General features: G+C 44.4%; 14 protein-coding genes. 2 read left to right on the plus strand and 12 right to left on the minus strand.

The features are described from left to right. Positions 1-240: 240 nt before the first annotated feature. From Q0698_RS12700 to rfbB, 9 genes are all read right to left on the minus strand, one after another. Complete coding sequence (locus Q0698_RS12700) at positions 241-1488, minus strand: glycosyltransferase family 61 protein (protein ID WP_298637057.1); 1248 nt, start codon at positions 1486-1488, stop codon at positions 241-243. Between the two features lie 169 nt (positions 1489-1657). After that, positions 1658-2539: a WcbI family polysaccharide biosynthesis putative acetyltransferase gene (locus tag Q0698_RS12705; protein ID WP_298637058.1), complete on the minus strand. Its 882-nt coding sequence runs from the start codon at positions 2537-2539 to the stop codon at positions 1658-1660. Further along, the gene (locus tag Q0698_RS12710) at positions 2532-3266 is read right to left on the minus strand and encodes a sulfotransferase family 2 domain-containing protein (protein ID WP_298637059.1); all 735 of its coding nucleotides are present in this window, start codon (positions 3264-3266) and stop codon (positions 2532-2534) included. The genes Q0698_RS12705 and Q0698_RS12710 overlap by 8 nt, the downstream gene beginning before the upstream one ends. Before the next feature lie 96 nt (positions 3267-3362). Beyond that, the gene (locus Q0698_RS12715) at positions 3363-5120 is read right to left on the minus strand and encodes a tetratricopeptide repeat protein (RefSeq protein WP_298637060.1); all 1758 of its coding nucleotides are present in this window, start codon (positions 5118-5120) and stop codon (positions 3363-3365) included. Then, entirely contained in the window at positions 5110-7887 is a 2778-nt protein-coding gene (locus tag Q0698_RS12720; RefSeq protein WP_298637061.1) for a glycosyltransferase, read from the minus strand. The genes Q0698_RS12715 and Q0698_RS12720 overlap by 11 nt, the downstream gene beginning before the upstream one ends. Before the next feature lie 35 nt (positions 7888-7922). Then, positions 7923-8777 (minus strand): dTDP-4-dehydrorhamnose reductase, encoded by an 855-nt coding sequence (rfbD, locus tag Q0698_RS12725; protein ID WP_298637088.1) that lies wholly within the window; start codon positions 8775-8777, stop codon positions 7923-7925. 5 nt (positions 8778-8782) lie between these two features. Further along, complete coding sequence (gene rfbC, locus Q0698_RS12730) at positions 8783-9328, minus strand: dTDP-4-dehydrorhamnose 3,5-epimerase (RefSeq protein WP_298637062.1); 546 nt, start codon at positions 9326-9328, stop codon at positions 8783-8785. Continuing rightward, on the minus strand, positions 9325-10206 hold the full coding sequence (gene rfbA, locus Q0698_RS12735) for a glucose-1-phosphate thymidylyltransferase RfbA (RefSeq protein ID WP_298637063.1): 882 nt from the start codon (positions 10204-10206) through the stop codon (positions 9325-9327). Before rfbA ends, rfbC begins: the two co-directional genes overlap by 4 nt. After that, positions 10203-11294 (minus strand): dTDP-glucose 4,6-dehydratase, encoded by a 1092-nt coding sequence (gene rfbB, locus Q0698_RS12740; protein WP_298637064.1) that lies wholly within the window; start codon positions 11292-11294, stop codon positions 10203-10205. Before rfbB ends, rfbA begins: the two co-directional genes overlap by 4 nt. A 582-nt stretch (positions 11295-11876) precedes the next feature. On the opposite strand from rfbB, the gene Q0698_RS12745 reads away from it, so the two are divergent. Beyond that, complete coding sequence (locus tag Q0698_RS12745; RefSeq protein WP_298637065.1) at positions 11877-12734, plus strand: sulfotransferase family protein; 858 nt, start codon at positions 11877-11879, stop codon at positions 12732-12734. A 93-nt stretch (positions 12735-12827) separates the two neighbouring features. After that, positions 12828-13736 carry a hypothetical protein gene (locus Q0698_RS12750; RefSeq protein ID WP_298637066.1) on the plus strand — a complete coding sequence of 303 codons (909 nt, stop codon included), beginning with the start codon at positions 12828-12830 and terminating at the stop codon, positions 13734-13736. A 12-nt stretch (positions 13737-13748) separates the two neighbouring features. On the opposite strand, the gene Q0698_RS12755 is transcribed toward Q0698_RS12750, so the two are convergent. From Q0698_RS12755 to Q0698_RS12765, 3 genes are all read right to left on the minus strand, one after another. Next, entirely contained in the window at positions 13749-14402 is a 654-nt protein-coding gene (locus tag Q0698_RS12755) for a hypothetical protein (RefSeq protein WP_298637067.1), read from the minus strand. Positions 14403-14560: 158 nt separating this feature from the next. Next, complete coding sequence (locus Q0698_RS12760; protein WP_298637068.1) at positions 14561-15721, minus strand: sulfotransferase domain-containing protein; 1161 nt, start codon at positions 15719-15721, stop codon at positions 14561-14563. Between the two features lie 341 nt (positions 15722-16062). Beyond that, positions 16063-17271, minus strand: coding sequence for a hypothetical protein (locus Q0698_RS12765; RefSeq protein WP_298637069.1), 1209 nt, complete (start codon positions 17269-17271; stop codon positions 16063-16065). Between the last annotated feature and the right edge of the window lie 246 nt (positions 17272-17517).

A 17517-nucleotide genomic window follows, 5' to 3' on the forward strand; every position in this document is an offset into this window, starting at 1 on the left:
GTGGCATATTTCTACCTCACTTCTATGGTTCTTAATTTACCATAAAAAGTGTCTAGAGTTCTCAGGCCTTATCAAACTTTGTCGTTGCTGACCAAAATTATACCGATAGGCTTTGCATCTAAAATCCAAGTCTCGCGGGCGGCGCGCCGAAATATACCAATCGGGCATTCCGAAAAGTCTAATTCATTAAAATAAACATCCAGATTCTTTTTATGGAGCTCAACTATTCTCATTTTAGACTCACAACCCTAAATCCTTAAGCTTCTCTTCAAGAGTCTCAAGATCTACATATACGTCAGCAAAAGCTATGCCATGCCGGTGATCTTGATCAGGGGCTGTCAATATATACTCATAATTGAGCCCTAACATTCCAGCGATAAATCGGTATCCAGGATCGCCTAACTTGTCCACGACTAATTCAATTACACTGGCTTCGTCAGGTTTACACCACAATATGTTTGTTAGGCCAGCACCATGAACACCCAATACTACCTCAGCATCCCGAAAGACTGAAACCTGCTCTACGAAAGTTAGAAGCCCAGGGGTGACCACGTGGAACCCATATCTATCCAACAAAGATAAGAGCTCCGCATGGTTTTTTACCTGCCTATGATTAGAGTCACTCCTATCAACAAATATCCTTTTGTGTAATACTCTGCTACTCTCGACTGCACTACGAAACTTAGAATTAACATCCCTGATATACTTATAGTCCCAACCACCTTTGTAATTAACACCATCCCCAAGCGAAGGCCTAACCTTCTGAGATTCCTTAACGTATGAGGTAGGAAAAACTAAACTATCAACTCGTAAGGTTTGGGGAGAATCTATCTTCACAATACTTTTCTTGTCCACTCCGAGTACCTTAACAGACTCCGAGATGAAATCGTGCTCATCAAAGCCGGGAATAATATATAAATCAACATTCACCTTCGATCTCTGAAGCAACCATAGCCTTGGCAGACAATCCAAGAACCAGTGAAAGAACTGCCCGTATAATCTGTGGTAACAAAAAGCTACTGTAAAGCCCTTTAACTGGTCACTATGAGAGAACTTTAAAGAAGAATCTTGTTGCCACTTCCAGCCTGTAGATTTATCATTTTTATAAGCTCTAATTGAGAAGAGCCTAGACATATAAAGAGTATCTTTAATTAGACTATTTCCAATCTGTATCGCACCATTTGGAATAACGATATCAGCAGCTTTTAGAGAGACAACTTGGTGCCTTACAACAAAATCTACGTCATTTAAAAATCGATTCTCTTTGGATGCTAATCCTGCGGAAATCCGTTTCAAATTAAACTCGTGATAGTCCTCATATAACAGCACTCCCACTCCTTCCGCCTCAACTTCCTCCAGGTGGATAGACGCATCAAACTTGTCAATAGTAGTTTGAGTTCTATCGTACATTTGAACTTCAAAATGTTGGCTACTATTATCTAACCCCTCGAGAGGGACCTTGACGAAAGCGCCATATCCGTAATTCATAACTAACTCCAAAGCTCTTTATCCTACACTTACCACTCTTAATAAACTCGCACGATGCGGAAACGATTCAGATACCAATCAATTAAATCACTAATAGTACACCGACCAAAGCGAGCTAAGGCCTCACTGAGCATCATGGTTCGGGAAATCTTGGGGCTTCCACTGAGGTTCAAAGCAGATTCTTCGACAGTAAATCTAACTCCGTCTCATTTTGGCTATAAATACTATAAAAAACATCAACTAGGCCTCTTAACGAGTAAATCTCGCTACCGTGGACGTCCACATTCCAGCCATCCACCGTCAACACACTACTTCCCTTGTAGTTATCCGCTCTATCGATGGATATCGGTACCGCCACATTAACCTGAGGAATAAATTGATTAAGAGGCTCCCTCATATCAATGTCGGAATCAACCGTAACAATAATATCCAAAAAAATTAAAACTTGCTTGGTATATTCTACTAGAAGCTCTTTAGAGGGATGATTGAAAGTAAAAAATAAACGTCTTTTCAGGTAATTTTCTTCGATATAGTATGCAATCTTTACGTCCGCCTCTTGCTCTCTATTTTTTAGCTCTACAAGGGACTTGTGAACAATAGGCAGATATTCTTGGCTATTGAAAGACTTATCAGTAACTAACGCCATGGCCTCAGACTTCGTTTTACGCTCAAGCCATGCTTTGAAGATAGTTTTATTGTGATAGTCTCCCATCGGCCCTCTCAGAGTCCCGAAATTGGGCCTTCTGATGTAAAACCAGTCAGGGGTGTATCCTGCATAGAAGAGATTGACGATAGTAATGACCTTTTTTGGATAGAGCTCTTTTAGCGCAACCGTACGAACAAATTCGCAGGGATAATTTGGCGCTACGAGTTGAGCGATAATAAAATCAGCATCCCTAAAGGCTTGCCTGTACTCTTCTTCGTTTGTTTTATTGAGCAAATGCACGATAGCAACCTTAATCACCTCGACTTGGTCACTCATTTGCTCCAGAAGCGCAGCAATAGGACGTGCCTGACAGTTTCCAACTACAACGACCTTTTTCTTAGTCATCAAAAACACCCTCCCAGAGCTCTAAATCAGCGGAGTTTGATGCCAACATACGTTCCAAAAGATCGCCACCTAACTCTTTGGTAATGTCCTTTAGCTTCTCGTCTAGGCTTTTGGCGGTATTTCTAGATACATTCGCCTCCATTGGCTTTAGCGTAAGATCATCAAAACCCTCGTCCCGAAGGAGAGACTCTAATCGCTCTAAGGATTCAGAATACTTCTCAACCAAACCAACAAAAGGTAAACGTTCAATAGCCATCTTCGCTCTACTAGCCTCATCACCATGTTGCTCGCCAAACATAGTAGCTAGACGGAACGCCTGGAAATCCCTACATTGCCTATCAAAGGGCAGTGACAGCCTTGTTTCAACATAACCGGAGAATGTTGTGTTTCGTGCTAGCGTAGAACCAAAGCCTTCTACTTTCTGCTTTTTCTCGAAATTATAGGCGGAGCTAATTCTATCAATCGGATGCCTCAAAAAGATAACAGGAATAATCTTCACTCCCTCGATTTCAGGCACCGGAAATATAGCCGTATGAGAAGAAAAGCACTTTGCCTGTGGGTTATCGATAATCCATTGCTTTAACTCTGCTCTATTTCGAGCAGGTTGTGCCGGGAACTCTTTCGTCACCCACTCTCCTTCTAGCTCACTAAAATTCTCTTTAAATGCGGCGTCAAGTGACGTGCCAGCATTTTTAAATAGGTGATAATGTAGTATGATCGTTCTCATTACTATTCCCTTTACTAAGCGATAATCTGTAGGTCGTTATTCCTTCAGCAACTTGTCAGCGACTATCCCTAATCTAAAAGCCTAAAGCCCCCAATGCTACAATGCAAACTCAAGCCAATGTCCCTCAACGCGCCTCAAAAAATCTGCTTCGGATGATGACGCTGAGATGAGCACTGACGTTTGCGCGAGCCATTCGAATTTGTCGTTAACCGCTAAATTCCGTTTTTTGAGTTGCGCATAATGCCTCTTACCGTGATCGCTATCCAACAGAAATAGGATCCGTTCATTCAATCGTTCTAGCCAAGGGTTGGTCTCTTTACTTTCAAATCTATCAATTAGCCCTTTAGCTTCATCTAGCTGATTAAGCTGAATTAACAAGTCACAATAGGGTAAGATAACACCCATCCGCTGGGGCCCAATTATATAGGCGCTGTTGAACTGTACTAACGCCTCATCAATCCTACCTTCAGCTCTCATTAGTTGGGCTTTAGCCACATAAAACTGAGGATTATTCGGATTCTTATCTATCGCTTGCTGATAGCATTGTAACGCCTTTGAATGATCCCCCAGTGATTGATAGCAGTTGCCGATACTCAAATAAATATGAGGATAGTCCAAGCCTAACGCTAAACTCTCTTGATAGCTATGCAGCGCCTTTTGATGCAGACCTTGCCTTTGCAACCATCTGGCTAATTGCAGCATAAGCTCGCCGGAAAGGGAAAACCGAGTTGTTAAGTCATGAACTAATTCACAGATGTCACTATGACACTCAGATGAAAACTTACCGGTATGGCTTTGTAGCAGCTCCAGTACAGACGTTTCAGCAGTTAAAGCATTGATACTTTTTTGAAAAGCAGCGAAACGTTGTTGTTCAGTTAATACTGGTGCGTTTTCTGTATTAATTCTTCGAGTAGCTTGCTGATAACGGGCTATGAACCCTGCTGAGCACTCTTCAATAGGATGATAAATCGGCAGCTCATCCTCAGACTTAAAATCCGCTAGTGCGAGAAGCTCCTGCCAAACGAGGTCTAACTCGTAACGCAGCGATTCGGAAATCTCGCGTACAACATGTTCGGAGGCTTCATCCCTTAACAAGCTTGTCTTTAATACTGACTTAGAACTTTCATTTAAGCCCAGTTCGAAGCGAGTATTAAGCTCGCTAACGAGGGGCGCGCCTTCAAACAAAGCACGTTGCGTCACTAAGAGCGTTTGCGCCGGATAACGCTTCGCAAAATTTAACATCCGCTTGCAATAGGACAGCCACATTTTAGCGGCAAGCTCTGGCTTTTGCCAAAACTTAAGATGCTGGTTACTTAGCGACGGTTCCAATAGATTATGGGCCAACTCGCGACTTGAGCGGGTTAATAATGACTCAATGCTTGCAGACCAGTGACGTAGGACAAACAGATATGCGCCGCGCGCTCCAAGAAGCTGATGCCAGCTTTCTAAAAACAAGCACGCTCTCGGGTCCTTTAACCCCCAACTTGTCGCCGAAATCTCGGCGTCCTGACCTGCTAATGTAAGTTCCTCTAATCGACTTCGAGCCAGGGAGCTATCGCGCAATTGAACGTAGTGTTCCAACGCCCTGCTGCTAGCCACCTTAAGCTCACCTTCCCCCGCATACTGCCAGTCCGTGGAGTTCGCTTGCAATAATGAGTCATGAAGCTCAACCGCACTAAGATCTTCGCCAAACCCTAATGGGTTGGAAATACTGCCGCCCATGAGGCGATTCCCCATAGGCAGGCCTGCCTCGGCAAGTTGCAGCGCCGTTGCAGATGTCGCACTGCGGTGAAAACCGGTACAAATTAACACACGAGGGCTGGTATGGCTCTCCACTAGAGCACTAACCGGCAAAGATGCCGACACTCTCAAGTATATTTTTCATCTGCTTGCGACCATGTTCATGTGAATAGCGGTGTTCGTGGAGTACCTTTGATCCCGCTGAGTAGCTTTCCCAAGCCTCTTTGCTATCGTAGAGTTCAATAATTCCCGCAACCCACTCATCCACCGAGTTTGCTATCACAGCGTTAACCCTATCAACTAACCCGGTCCCCTCTGCGGCAACATCCGTCAAGATACAGGGGGTACGATACGAAATGGCATCTAGCACCTTTCCTTTAATTCCGGCGCCACTGAGTAATGGTGCTACGAATATACGATGCTGCTGGTACACATCCGCCAGCTCTTTCGCGTAGCCCACCATTTCAACGTTTTCACAGTTGTAGTCGTCAAAAACCTCGGGCATGTTCGAACCGTAAACATAGAGTTTGATATCCGGCCTAATTTTCTCGAGTTGAGGCATCACGTCTTTAACAATAAAGTCTACCGCTTCCACGTTGGGAGTATGACCAAACCCACCTAAGAAGGTAATTCCCTTACGTGACTCAAAGGACTCAGGTTTCGGTTGCGTGTCGAGGACCCACGGGGTCAACTGAAGATTAGATGTATCGCATAAATGTGACTCAAGCACTGCATGCTCGGCTTTGCTGTAACAAAGTACTGCATCAACATTGCGGCAAATCGCGAGCTCACGCTCACGAATCTTTAGGGCGCGCTCCATCGCAGCACTTTCACTTCCCTCTGCCACTGCTCCGCGAATCTCGCGAAGGAAGTGAAGATCCGCATTATTGAACAAGACCTTCACCTGGCTTCGTGAACGGATCTTATCCAAAACTTGCTCAGCAACGCCAAAACGGGTGATGTAGACTAAATCCATCTCCTTGAGACGTTTATCCAGTAGCTCATCGAGATCAAAATAGTTGGGAGCATAAAGAACCTCTACCCCCATCTTCTGTAATCGCCTTGTATGCTTACCTAGATGAGCAAAATTTAGTGGCACGAAGGTTACCTTGTAGCCCAATGATTGTAGTAGTTTAAGCTCTTGAATTGCCGCGTAGCTACCGGCGTCTCTGCCCAGTTGAGGAACCTCGTTATCGAACATGATAACTCGCCGCTCAATGTGGCGGTCCTTGTTCAAATGCAAAGATTCGAATGACGCCTCGCCGTTACCCTTATAGTCAGAATACCATTTACGGCGGAAAGCAGATTCATTAATAAGTTGGTACTGCTTTAGCCCTTTAGTGACATCGGTACCGTGACTTTGGCCTTCAAAGTGAACGACTTCTGATGTGGGCACATAACAGGTTCGATAACCCGCCGCACGAACCTTGAAAGCAAGATCGGTATCTTCATAATAACAGGGGGCAAATTCATCACTAAAGCGACCAACCGTCTCCCATAAATCTTTGCGAAGACACATTGCCGCGCCCGTCACGTAATCAACATCACGAAGATAATTAAATTCTGGGTCTAGGCGAATTTTATCCCTACCTGCATTCCAGGGCTGCCCATTCCCCCAAACAACACCACCAGCTTCCTGAATGGAGCCGTCGCGGTTTAGAAGTTTAGAGCCTACCAAGCCAATTGACGGGTCGTTATCCAATACTTCAACCAGCTCATCTAACCAACCTGATAGCACTTCGGTATCGTTATTCAAGAAAACGACGAACTCACCCTTAGCCTTTTGCGTTGCTAGGTTACAGTTCCTGAGGAATCGAGAATTTTCTTTTGGCCTAGACACTACCAGATTACCAATAATACTTTCCGCTTCAGCAGTAATATCAGTGGAGCAATCATCCGCCAAAATCACCTCATAGGAAACTATGGTACTCGCAAAGCTAATAGAGGTGATGCAATGGTAGGTTAGTTCGAAGCTATTATAAGCTGGCACAACAATGGAGACGCGAGGCTTGTCGACTTTCGGCAAGGAGAATGCAGGAAACGCTTTGCGCCCGCGATAGCCCTCAAGCAAAGTCTGATGGTTAGTCTGTATATTCTTCAATTCATCCAATGAAGAGAGGTTAGCCAATCGAAGCTGTAAGTTTTCATAGCGATCCGCAGCTCGGCCACTTAACCTCGCCATTTGCGGCATCATCTCGCTCCCCTTAAGATACTGCAAAGGGGTTTGAATCGCATCAAAAACTGTTAGCGTGGCTCCTGCTAATTTACCACTGACTACCTTTGTGCAGGTAACCAACTGAGTTTCGCCGTTGCGGAACGCAGGGGGGGCCCAAACTTCCAATTCCCCCGCATTAATATCCGGGTCACTCCAAAGCGTTGCCACATCTTGATCCGAAACAGTAATTTTGAGTAATTCTCGTTGCTTACTCCGGGAGCAAGGCCGCACTCGGACTCTTCCTTGATTACTTGCTTCAATCGTAAATAGACTTGGTTCTCTGCTCCATGGCCCTTCAGGTCGTCCGGAAGCAATATAATGTTTCAGCACACCTTGCTCAGGCAACCCTTGCTTGGCCTTGTAGGCATTAAGATCAAGATAGGGGTTGGGCATCCGAAGTTGCGCCTCGCCATAGCTGATAAAATGTACAAGAGGATTAATGCCAGCAGCCGACACTTCAGGGTACATTAACAAATAGAATTGACCGTCAAAGTCCGGGACTGGCATGTAATTTAAGTCTGCACCCTGGGTTAAGTAATGCTCAACCGCCTCGGCTCTTCCCTTAAATTTTCCATACTGGTCATACCAACTATGATCGAATAGACCTGAATTCAAAACAATTTTTTTTGAATTCTCTAATTTGTCTTCGTTAATGAACTTATTCATAGTGGCTTCTTCCAACATCCCTTTAGAATCCTCAGTTAATCTGCGCGTTCAAAATCTATACTTGTTATTGTCTGCTTAATATACATGGCTAACGAGTGCTCGAAATCAACCCTAACTCCAACCAGTCTAACCTTTCGCGGCCTTTTTGCCGCCGCTTCAAATGCCGAGGCGCTGATACTCTTAATGTTCACGCCGCCGCGTAAAACTCCCATCCCTTCAGCTATGCCAACTATTTGTTTGGCATATTGGGACCAACTAAAATGGTTTTCCACTTCTAAATGTAACAAACCCTTTAGTTTCGTGACAGCTAGCTGAAGAACTGCAAATTCTGCAATCAATGCTGCTGCTGTTGGCCCCACGAATTGATCATCAACGATCGTGAGCTCGCCGGTAGCGCGTGCTCTACTAATAATCTTTTTAACAAAATTATCACCCGCAATCCCGAAGACGCCAGCAACTCGAATGATCACTGCAGACTTATCAGTTGTCTGGACAGCTAGCTCACCTGCTAACTTGCTAGCTCCATAAACATTTATTGGATTGGGCTCATCATCAATGGTATACGCCCCGTCTTTTTCCCCATCAAACACATAGTCCGTGGAAATGTGAATAAGTTTCGCATTCCCCGCTTTAGCCGCCAACGCTAAATACTTTGGCCCCTCGGCATTCACCGCAAAGGCCGCATTAGGATCACCCTCGGCCTTATCAACCGCGGTATATGCCGCTGCATTGATTATAACGCTAGGCTGTTCGCGCTTAACGCATTCCATCACTGCCTGTTCATCGGTGATATCTAGCCCCTTCGAATCAAAGGCCACATAGTTCAAGCCTCTTTCTTCGCAGAGCTGAACCAACTCACAGCCAACTTGGCCTTTGGCACCCGTAATCATGATCTTCACGATCTTAGCTCCTTCGCATAAGCCGCTAAGGTTTGATTCACTTGATCCTTGCCAGAGAGGTTAGGGTTAGTAATTGGCCACTCAATCGCTACATCTGGGTCATTCCAAATAATACCGCCTTCGTCACTAGGATCATAAAAGTCTGTGCACTTATACAGGAAGTGTGCTGTTTCACTCACCACACAGAAGCCGTGCGCATACCCAGGTGGCACGTATAATTGTCTGTGGTTTTCACCGGTTAAGGTAACCCCCACGTATTCGCCGAAGGTCTTAGAATCGGGATTGATATCTACCGCTACGTCATACACTTCGCCAGCTAAAACGCGAACTAACTTACCCTGCGGTTTTGTCTTTTGAAAGTGCAGACCTCTTAAAACACCTTGAGATGAGAAAGAGTGATTGTCCTGCACGAAATGCGCTTTAATCCCAGCCTCGTGATAGCGTTCTTCATGGTAGGTTTCTAGGAAGAACCCTCGTTCGTCACCAAATATCTTTGGCTCAATAATCAATACGCCATCTAACTTCGTGGTGCTAACCTTCATTTCATAAAGCCTTCTTCATTTACTACATCTACTAGGTACTGCCCATAGCTCGTTTTCATAAACGGCTTAGCACGCTCCAGCACTTCTTCCTTAGTCATCCAGCCATTTTCAAAGGCAATTTCCTCAAGGCACGCCACCTTGGATGATTGTCTGTGTTCAATGGTCTGAACAAACTGGCCCGCTTCAAGCAGGCTGTCAAAGGTGCCGGTATCCAACCAAGCATGTCCGCGACCCAGCAAACTGACGTTTAGCTCGCCCATATCAAGGTAACGCTGGTTAATGGTAGTAATTTCCAGCTCACCGCGATGCGATGGTTCAATGGTTTTGGCAATCTCCACCACTCTATTATCGTAAAAGTAGAGTCCTGTTACGGCGTACTTAGATTTAGGCTTTTCGGGCTTTTCCTCAATGGAAATAGCTCGCCCTTCGCTATCAAACTCCACTACGCCAAAGCGCTCAGGATCACGTACCTTATAGCCGAATACCGTTGCGCCAGCACTCCGCTGTGCTGCAATCTTCAATTCCGCGGTAAAGCCATGTCCGTAGAAGATATTGTCACCGAGCACCAGGCAAACGGAGTCATCACCTATAAACTCCTCACCAATGAGGAAAGCTTCAGCTAGGCCATTCGGCTGTTCTTGCACCGCGTATTCGATATTGATGCCAAAGCGTTGACCACTACCCAGCAGTCGCTTAAAGCCAGCCTGATCCTCAGGTGTAGTGATCATCAAGATATCTTTGATGCCTGCTAGCATCAGGGTCGATATGGGGTAATACACCATTGGCTTGTCATAAACAGCCATTAACTGCTTGGAGGTTCCCATGGTGATAGGGTGCAACCGAGATCCCGCACCGCCCGCTAAGACTATTCCTTTCATGCTTCGCCTCCTTGCGAATCTTGTGAGCCACCTAGGCGCTCGCGTTGATAACTGCCGTCTTGAACATTTTGGCACCAACCTTGGTTGGCTAAGTACCACTCAACGGTTTTGCGAATGCCGGACTCAAATGTTTCCTGCGGCTGCCAGTTCAATTCATTACTCATCTTGGTTGCATCAATCGCATAGCGCTGGTCATGCCCAGGCCTATCGGTTACAAAGGTAATGAGGTCTTCGAATTTTTCAATTGAGTTCGGCTTATAGCCTACCAATTCATCAAGCAATGAACAGATCTTTTTCACTACGTCAATATTCTGCTTTTCGTTGTGACCGCCAATGTTATAGGTTTCGCCTAAGACGCCTTCGGTTGCGACTTTCACCAACGCGCGCGCATGATCTTCCACATACAACCAATCGCGAACCTGGTCACCCTTACCGTAAATCGGCAATGGCTTACCCTCAAGCGCATTCAAAATCACTAGCGGAATAAGCTTCTCGGGAAAGTGATACGGCCCGTAGTTATTGGAGCAGTTGGTGATCACTACCGGCAGACCAAAGGTACGGTACCAGGCTCGAACCATATGATCTGAGGCAGCCTTACTCGCCGAGTAAGGTGAACTTGGTGCGTAGGGCGTCGTTTCCGTGAACAGATCTTCAGGGCCTTCTAAGTCCCCATACACTTCATCCGTAGAAATATGATGAAAACGGAATACTTCCTGAGCATCTTCGCTCAGCGATGCGTAGTAGGCTCTGGCCGCTTCTAACAAAACGGTGGTGCCCATTACGTTGGTATTCACAAATTCCAGTGGCCCATCAATAGAGCGGTCAACGTGGGATTCGGCTGCGAGGTGCATCACGTGCGTGGGTTTGAACTCGCCAAAGGCCTGCTTCATAGCCTCCGCATCACAAATGTCGGCCTGAATGAATGTGTAGCGAGGGTTGGCACTCACCTCCAGAAGGGACTCTAAGTTGCCAGCATAGGTGAGCTTGTCAATATTAAGTACTTCATGATCTGTTTCGTTGGTTAAATACCGAATGACCGCTGAACCAATAAAACCCGCTCCACCCGTAACAAGAATTCTATACCGCATTACCAAAACTCGATTCTCATAAATAACACAGTTTAACCGAGTGGACCATATACTTCGAGCGCTAAATTGACGACACCCTAGAATGCCGAAAGCGCACTGGAATATGCAAACATCGTGTAGAACTTCAAGCAATTATAACGCCAGAGCCTAAGGATAAAGCTATACATCGACGTTGCATTCCAAGCAAATATAGATGGGGTAGAGCGTTCCGAGGCTAGGCACGCTCTAAGTGCTAGAAATACTGACTCTCGACAACCTGTCATTCCTCAGAAAAGAGTCCGCTGCATGCACCTAACTTCGACTAGAATGAAGATCTCGAAAGGTAATTAGTCTATAAATATACATAGCCACTAAGTAACCTGTATAGTCTTCTGCGAATCACGCCACCAGCTAAATTTCGAGAACCAGAAATCAAGCTATTAACAAACTCAGAATTGTATGATCTTCCCCGTTTTTACTCGCGAGCGTTGACCTTATTGATCTTTAATGTTGTTGTGGCACGATATCGCCGACATTAATATAATGGTTCGCTAGCGTGGCACTTAAGTCTGGCTAGTAGCGTCTAATTTCAGGGGAACAATAATGAAACTCCAAAATATTTTTTATGCAAGACATCGAGATCTTATTTTTTTATCGAACCCCAAATGTGGCTGTACAACAATCAAAAATTCGCTATCCATTAGCGATATCCCCGAGGGTGAAGACATCCACAGCTCAGCAAACGCCGCGGGGCTAACTTTCCCCCCGCATCTCGATGTGCCAATTTTCGCCGTCACACGCAACCCTTATAGTCGGATTCTCTCCTGCTTTTTGGATAAATTCAATTTTCAAGGAGACGCGGGAGGTGAAAGAAAAAAACGATACTTCAACCAACTTGGATTTGATGCGCCTCAGAAGATTTCTTTTCTTACGTTTCTCCAACGAGTTAGAGAACTACCCACTCTAGAGACAGCCAACGCTCATTACCGACCGCAAGTCTTCAATCTTTATAAGGATGATATTCAGCCTCAATTTATTGGGCGCTTAGAGGAGATGGGAGAAGTCGCAAGCTTTTTATCCAAGCATCGGGTTGAGCTAAAAACTCGTCGCCATCACGCAACCGGCTCATCGGAAACCTATAAAGATCTTATCAGCAAGGAAGAGGCGAGCATCATTCAAGACATCTACCAAGATGATTTCGATACCTTTGGCTACTCCACCGATTTACTTAGTGACTTCGTACCACCTGCTTCTTATCGAACTCAACGAGTATCAGAGAGGTTACAAATAGTCGTAAAAGCGAAGGGAATGGGCCTTTGGGCCAAAGATTTGAAACTGATAAGCGAGAATCGGGAAGCTAAAAATCCAATCCAAGCGAAACATTTCCAAGCCGCTGCAGCGCTCCTTAGGAAACAAGTGGCCCTAAAAAAGTCTCCTGCTAAAGGATCCCTCAAAGTGTAAAATACTTACACGATTAGTAGTCATCAAAATTGCGATAAAGTCACACCATTCTAATGAACGAAGTTTCCTAGAGATAGCTCAAATAGGTAAATAATGAGAAAGCTAATACTACATATTGGGAGCGGAAAGACAGGCTCTTCTTCTATTCAAAGGTTTTACTCTAAACAGAAGACTTCTGATTTTTCCTTTTTATATGATATGAACGGCCGACAAGCTATCAAGGACATTGAAGCCTTTAAGAGTCGGCTTATTCGCCAAAATACAAACTTGTTAATCTATTCTAACGAATGGCTATACGCCATCGATCAGTCGGATATTCGGGCTATATTCCAAAGCCTTAAAGGCGAGTTTGACATTGAGGTATATATCTATCTTCGTCGACAGGAAGAATTTGCAATCTCTGCCTATCAACAGCGTATTAGAGGAAAGGTAGTCAGCGGCGTAAATAGATCAACTTTTGGTCCAATTTCACTTCCCGAAAGCCTCCCGAAGGAGCGACTAAATTACTACTCAATAGTCTGCAAATGGGCTGAAGTTTTTGGCAGAGAAAAAATTAAAATCAATGTGTACGATCGAGACCTCTTTGATGATGGTTGCGTTGTTAAAGACTTCGGTCGAAAAATTGGCATTGTACGCAATATTGGTAATACTACAGAAAAAAATAAGACCCCTGGGATGATTACAACGAAGATCGGACATTTATGCAATGAGGTAGGCGTCCCCAAAGACCTAAGGAAAGAGATTGTATTTGGAGCACCAGAATCGCCATCGGGACTACCTTCTAAAGCAGATGCCCACGCTTTCTACGCTGAATTTGAGATGAGCAACAAACAGTTAATGGATGAGTTCAATGTCGACTCGCCTTATAGCGGGCTGTTTCATGATCGCTGGGATCGCTACCCGGACTCAAGAACAGATTTGTGGACGGAGGAATCCGCTAATAAGGCGATTGAGCACCTTCTAAAAATCATCATAAAGCAGTCATCAAACACACACGAATAGCAAGCTCTAGCGTTACTCAAGCTCCAACGTCCCCAGCAGCTTAGCTTGCCTAATGAATTCCTGATAATTTGGGAATTCATCGTAGTATTTTTTTGTTCCTTGTCCAGCAGGTTGTAGCCCTGCTAACAGTTCTGCTGGTATGAGAGTATCTGTTGAAATTAGCGAGTCGAAAACCTTCCTTAGTAATGTTGTTTTGTCTTCATCGCTCTCATACAGGTTTTCGAAACTTACTGCTTCCACCCCAACATTCAGCCCTTTTAGCTCTTCATGTATTCTACGAATTGAATTTCTACAACTGCGTTCGTGGTCCAGCAGTTTATTGATAGCGATGTCTGTATCAAAGATTTTTGAATCTATGTCGATTTTCTTTGCCTGGAGAGGCCCCCAAATTCCCGTTGTTTGAGCTAGAAACAAACTGAGCAGCCTTGACTCAGGATTTTCACGGTATAAAAAGAGATGATTGTAACCTAGCTCAGAGCTCACCCGAGCTAGTTCAATATTAAAATCGATAGGCATTAGCTCGAGACAATGCTTCATTAACGGTTTATCGATTAGGACTTCCTTTAACTGATTCCTTAGCGAAACAACACAATTAGTCGCTTTAAAGTCACGAAGAATATGCCCGTATCGACGGTCAAGATTGAAAGCCTCGTGCTCAGTGGCCATGAATGTCGACGATCTAAAAAGGTGCGTAGCTAAATTTGTCCCGCCCGTTCTGCGAAACGTCCAGATGATAAAGGGGGCCTCTGACTTACCTTGATTCATATATCTCACAGAGCTCTAATCACGATTACTATCGTTTCTAAAACAAATCGAACATCAATCTACTCGCTAGCGAAGTAGGCTTGAAGATCACCTAACATTTTATCGGAGGGTTTTTGATAATGCCCTTTATTCGAATGTGGTAATTTGCCAATATTGTTGGTATTCAGGCCTAAAAAATCTAGCACACTTCGTAATTGAGATGAGTCACTAAACAATGATTCAGAATCGATCACCATGACACGCGCTTCACCGAACCGACTAACAGCTTCTTTAATGTAATGCGAGAAATTACATTTCTGGAGAAAAGCCGAGCTCGATCCCAGTGCAATTTCTCTCGCCATAAACGATTCAATATCCAGATTTTGACCATGCATTTTTTTGACGTGATAATAACTCGATACCGCCCTTTGAACAGGATCCCGGGTCATTATGATAAACTTCGTTCGGCTTGTGTCAGCAACTATGCGATCAAGTGCACTGCTTGAGTAGATATAGCCAGGCGACGCTTCTCCAGTTTTTAGTCTAACGCCATCAGCGGTACATATATGCGGAAAGCTAGATCGATACCACTCGCTACCACGGCTGTAGTACTTACTAAAATAGCCCATTTCTTTAGTGATAGGGCGGACCACATCGGGGCGTGACATCAAAAAACTGAACAAACTCGTCGTACCGCATTTGGGCATCCCCAAAATGATAAAGTCAGGTTCGTCAATTAATTCGCTTCGAGAGACACCATTAATCTTAGCTGCGATTTTATCCGCACTCCCCTGAACTAATTGACGGGTTCGAGACTCTCCCTCGCCCAGTAACTCACCGCCAAATGCCAGCTCAATTAACACGGTCTGCAAAAGCTCAGCTTCATTACTATTGCTTTTAGGGCTTACATCTTTCAGAGCCAGATAAAGCTTTGCACATTGAGCAGGATTAAGATGATTAGGTAAGAATTTGAGAATCCAGTAGGCTGCTGGATAATTCGCATTATTTTTGAGTGATTCAACAGCAAGTTTACCTGCCTTAAAAAACATCTTCTTAGAGCGATATGCCATGGCCTGGATAGTGAAAAATACACAGCGAAAATTCTGATTTACAATATCAGCTGCGCTCACGCAGGCTTCTATCGCAGCGTCATAGTCTTCTAGAGCAAGCAATGAACTGGAGTAAAAATAGGCGAATCTTGGTTCATGCAAGAGCCCATCTTCATTTGATTCGCGCGCCAAGCTAATAACATCACGATAGCGATTTGCCTCGAAGTAAACCTCAGCCATGAACCCTAAGAGGCGATTCTTTTCAATGCTAGAGTATGCTGTTGCTGAAATGGTTTCGACACTATTCTCGGGGCTATCTACACAAAGGGTGTCATCGAACTCATTTAGAAGATGGAGTTCTGCAGGCGCTTTTTTAGTCCGGGCTTTAAGCTCAAATAATTCAAAATTCGTCGTATTCAAACTTGGATCTCGACTCTGAGCTAGGGAGTGATGCGTAAAACAAAGAGGGTACATTTTTGGACCTTTAATGCTAGTAAAATAGGCAAGTGTAAACTTTGATGAGATAATTTATCTTATTTCTCTTGTTCAAGCACACTTCTGTAGTGAATCAATTTTTCAAGGATGATGGTGCCATGCGGCCTGGACTTATGGGCGATTGCCATTAATTTCTCAGATAATGGCAATCTGTCTTGCTCAATTTCGATTGCGATATCGCGAATTACATTAATTTCTTCAGGCTCCAATGTCACTGTTGTGCTTTCAACTAAAATATCTAGCAGCATAGTAAAAGTTAACGCTAAATATCCGCTTTCCGAATGAACGCCAGAGTCAATCTCAACCCTCTGCTCAAAGCAATCTTCACGACCATCCCAAAAATTATCACTGACCCATCTGTTTGACGATCCGAAGGCCTCACTGATCCTATCTCGCTGCTCGACACACAACCGCTCTCCATTGCCACTAAAATTTTCGATGAGATACGTCATAATTTGCCGATGCAATGGGTTAATACCGCCGCCGTCTTTATACCTAGGGATACGCGCATTCAGAATTCTGCCCAGATGCTGCCCAAGAACGGATAGAGATTCATTCTCTTTGGGGACTGAGAAATTTAGTTCTTTGGAAAACTCGCTCGAAAACACACCAGCAAAGTCCTGCAGCAGGTCCTGCGCACGAAAGCGACTCGTAGAAAACTCCCTAATATTGAGGGAATTCTTATGAAAAATATTAGCCCACGGCTCAAGCAGTAACCGGTAATTATAATACGAATTACCTACCATTTGATTAACGTCAATTTCTCCGAAGTTATTCGCAGATCCAGATTTTATGATTGTCGAGTACGTCGATTCATAGAGCGTTGCCTGCTCACGCACGTAGCAGACAATCGATACGTTATCGAACAACTCGTCGCACAGCGCCTTTAGGTTGGTTAATTCGGAATAGCGTGATATACGTGATTGGAAGTGTTCGCTGCTAATGATAACCGTATGAGTATTTTCATCAACCGCACTAAGCTCAGTTTTAAGGGCGCTTATTACACTGAAAGAGAATTCGCGCCGCTTTTCAAGCGTGCTAATACTATGCTCATCGAAGAAATCATCTCCCCATTTATCGAAGTCTTGAATTGCTGCAACGAGCTTACGGTGATTACCCTTGCCAAGAGAGGATGGGATAAAGAAACCCCTTTTTAAAAAATTGGCACGGTTCAACTCTAAGAAATTTTGAATCGACGTTGTGCCAGTTTTTTCCGTGCCAATATGCAACACTAAATTAGGCTTCAATACGTTTACTCCAAAGCTAGTAAGGAATGGCGAGCGAAGATATGCTCAAGACTCAAGACTCAAGACTCAAGACTCAAGACTCAAAAATCTAGACGCCATTTCATTATATCAAATACTATTGTTGGCCCAGTTCCGGAGACAAGCACTTTCTTTGCGACTAAGTGAGATAACTCGCAAAGTCATGTACCGACTGTCTTACCGAGTTATGATAGCAATTTTCGCCAATCACAACCACACCGTAAACTT

Source organism: uncultured Umboniibacter sp., from assembly GCF_947497555.1.
Lineage (GTDB): Bacteria > Pseudomonadota > Gammaproteobacteria > Pseudomonadales > DSM-25080 > Umboniibacter.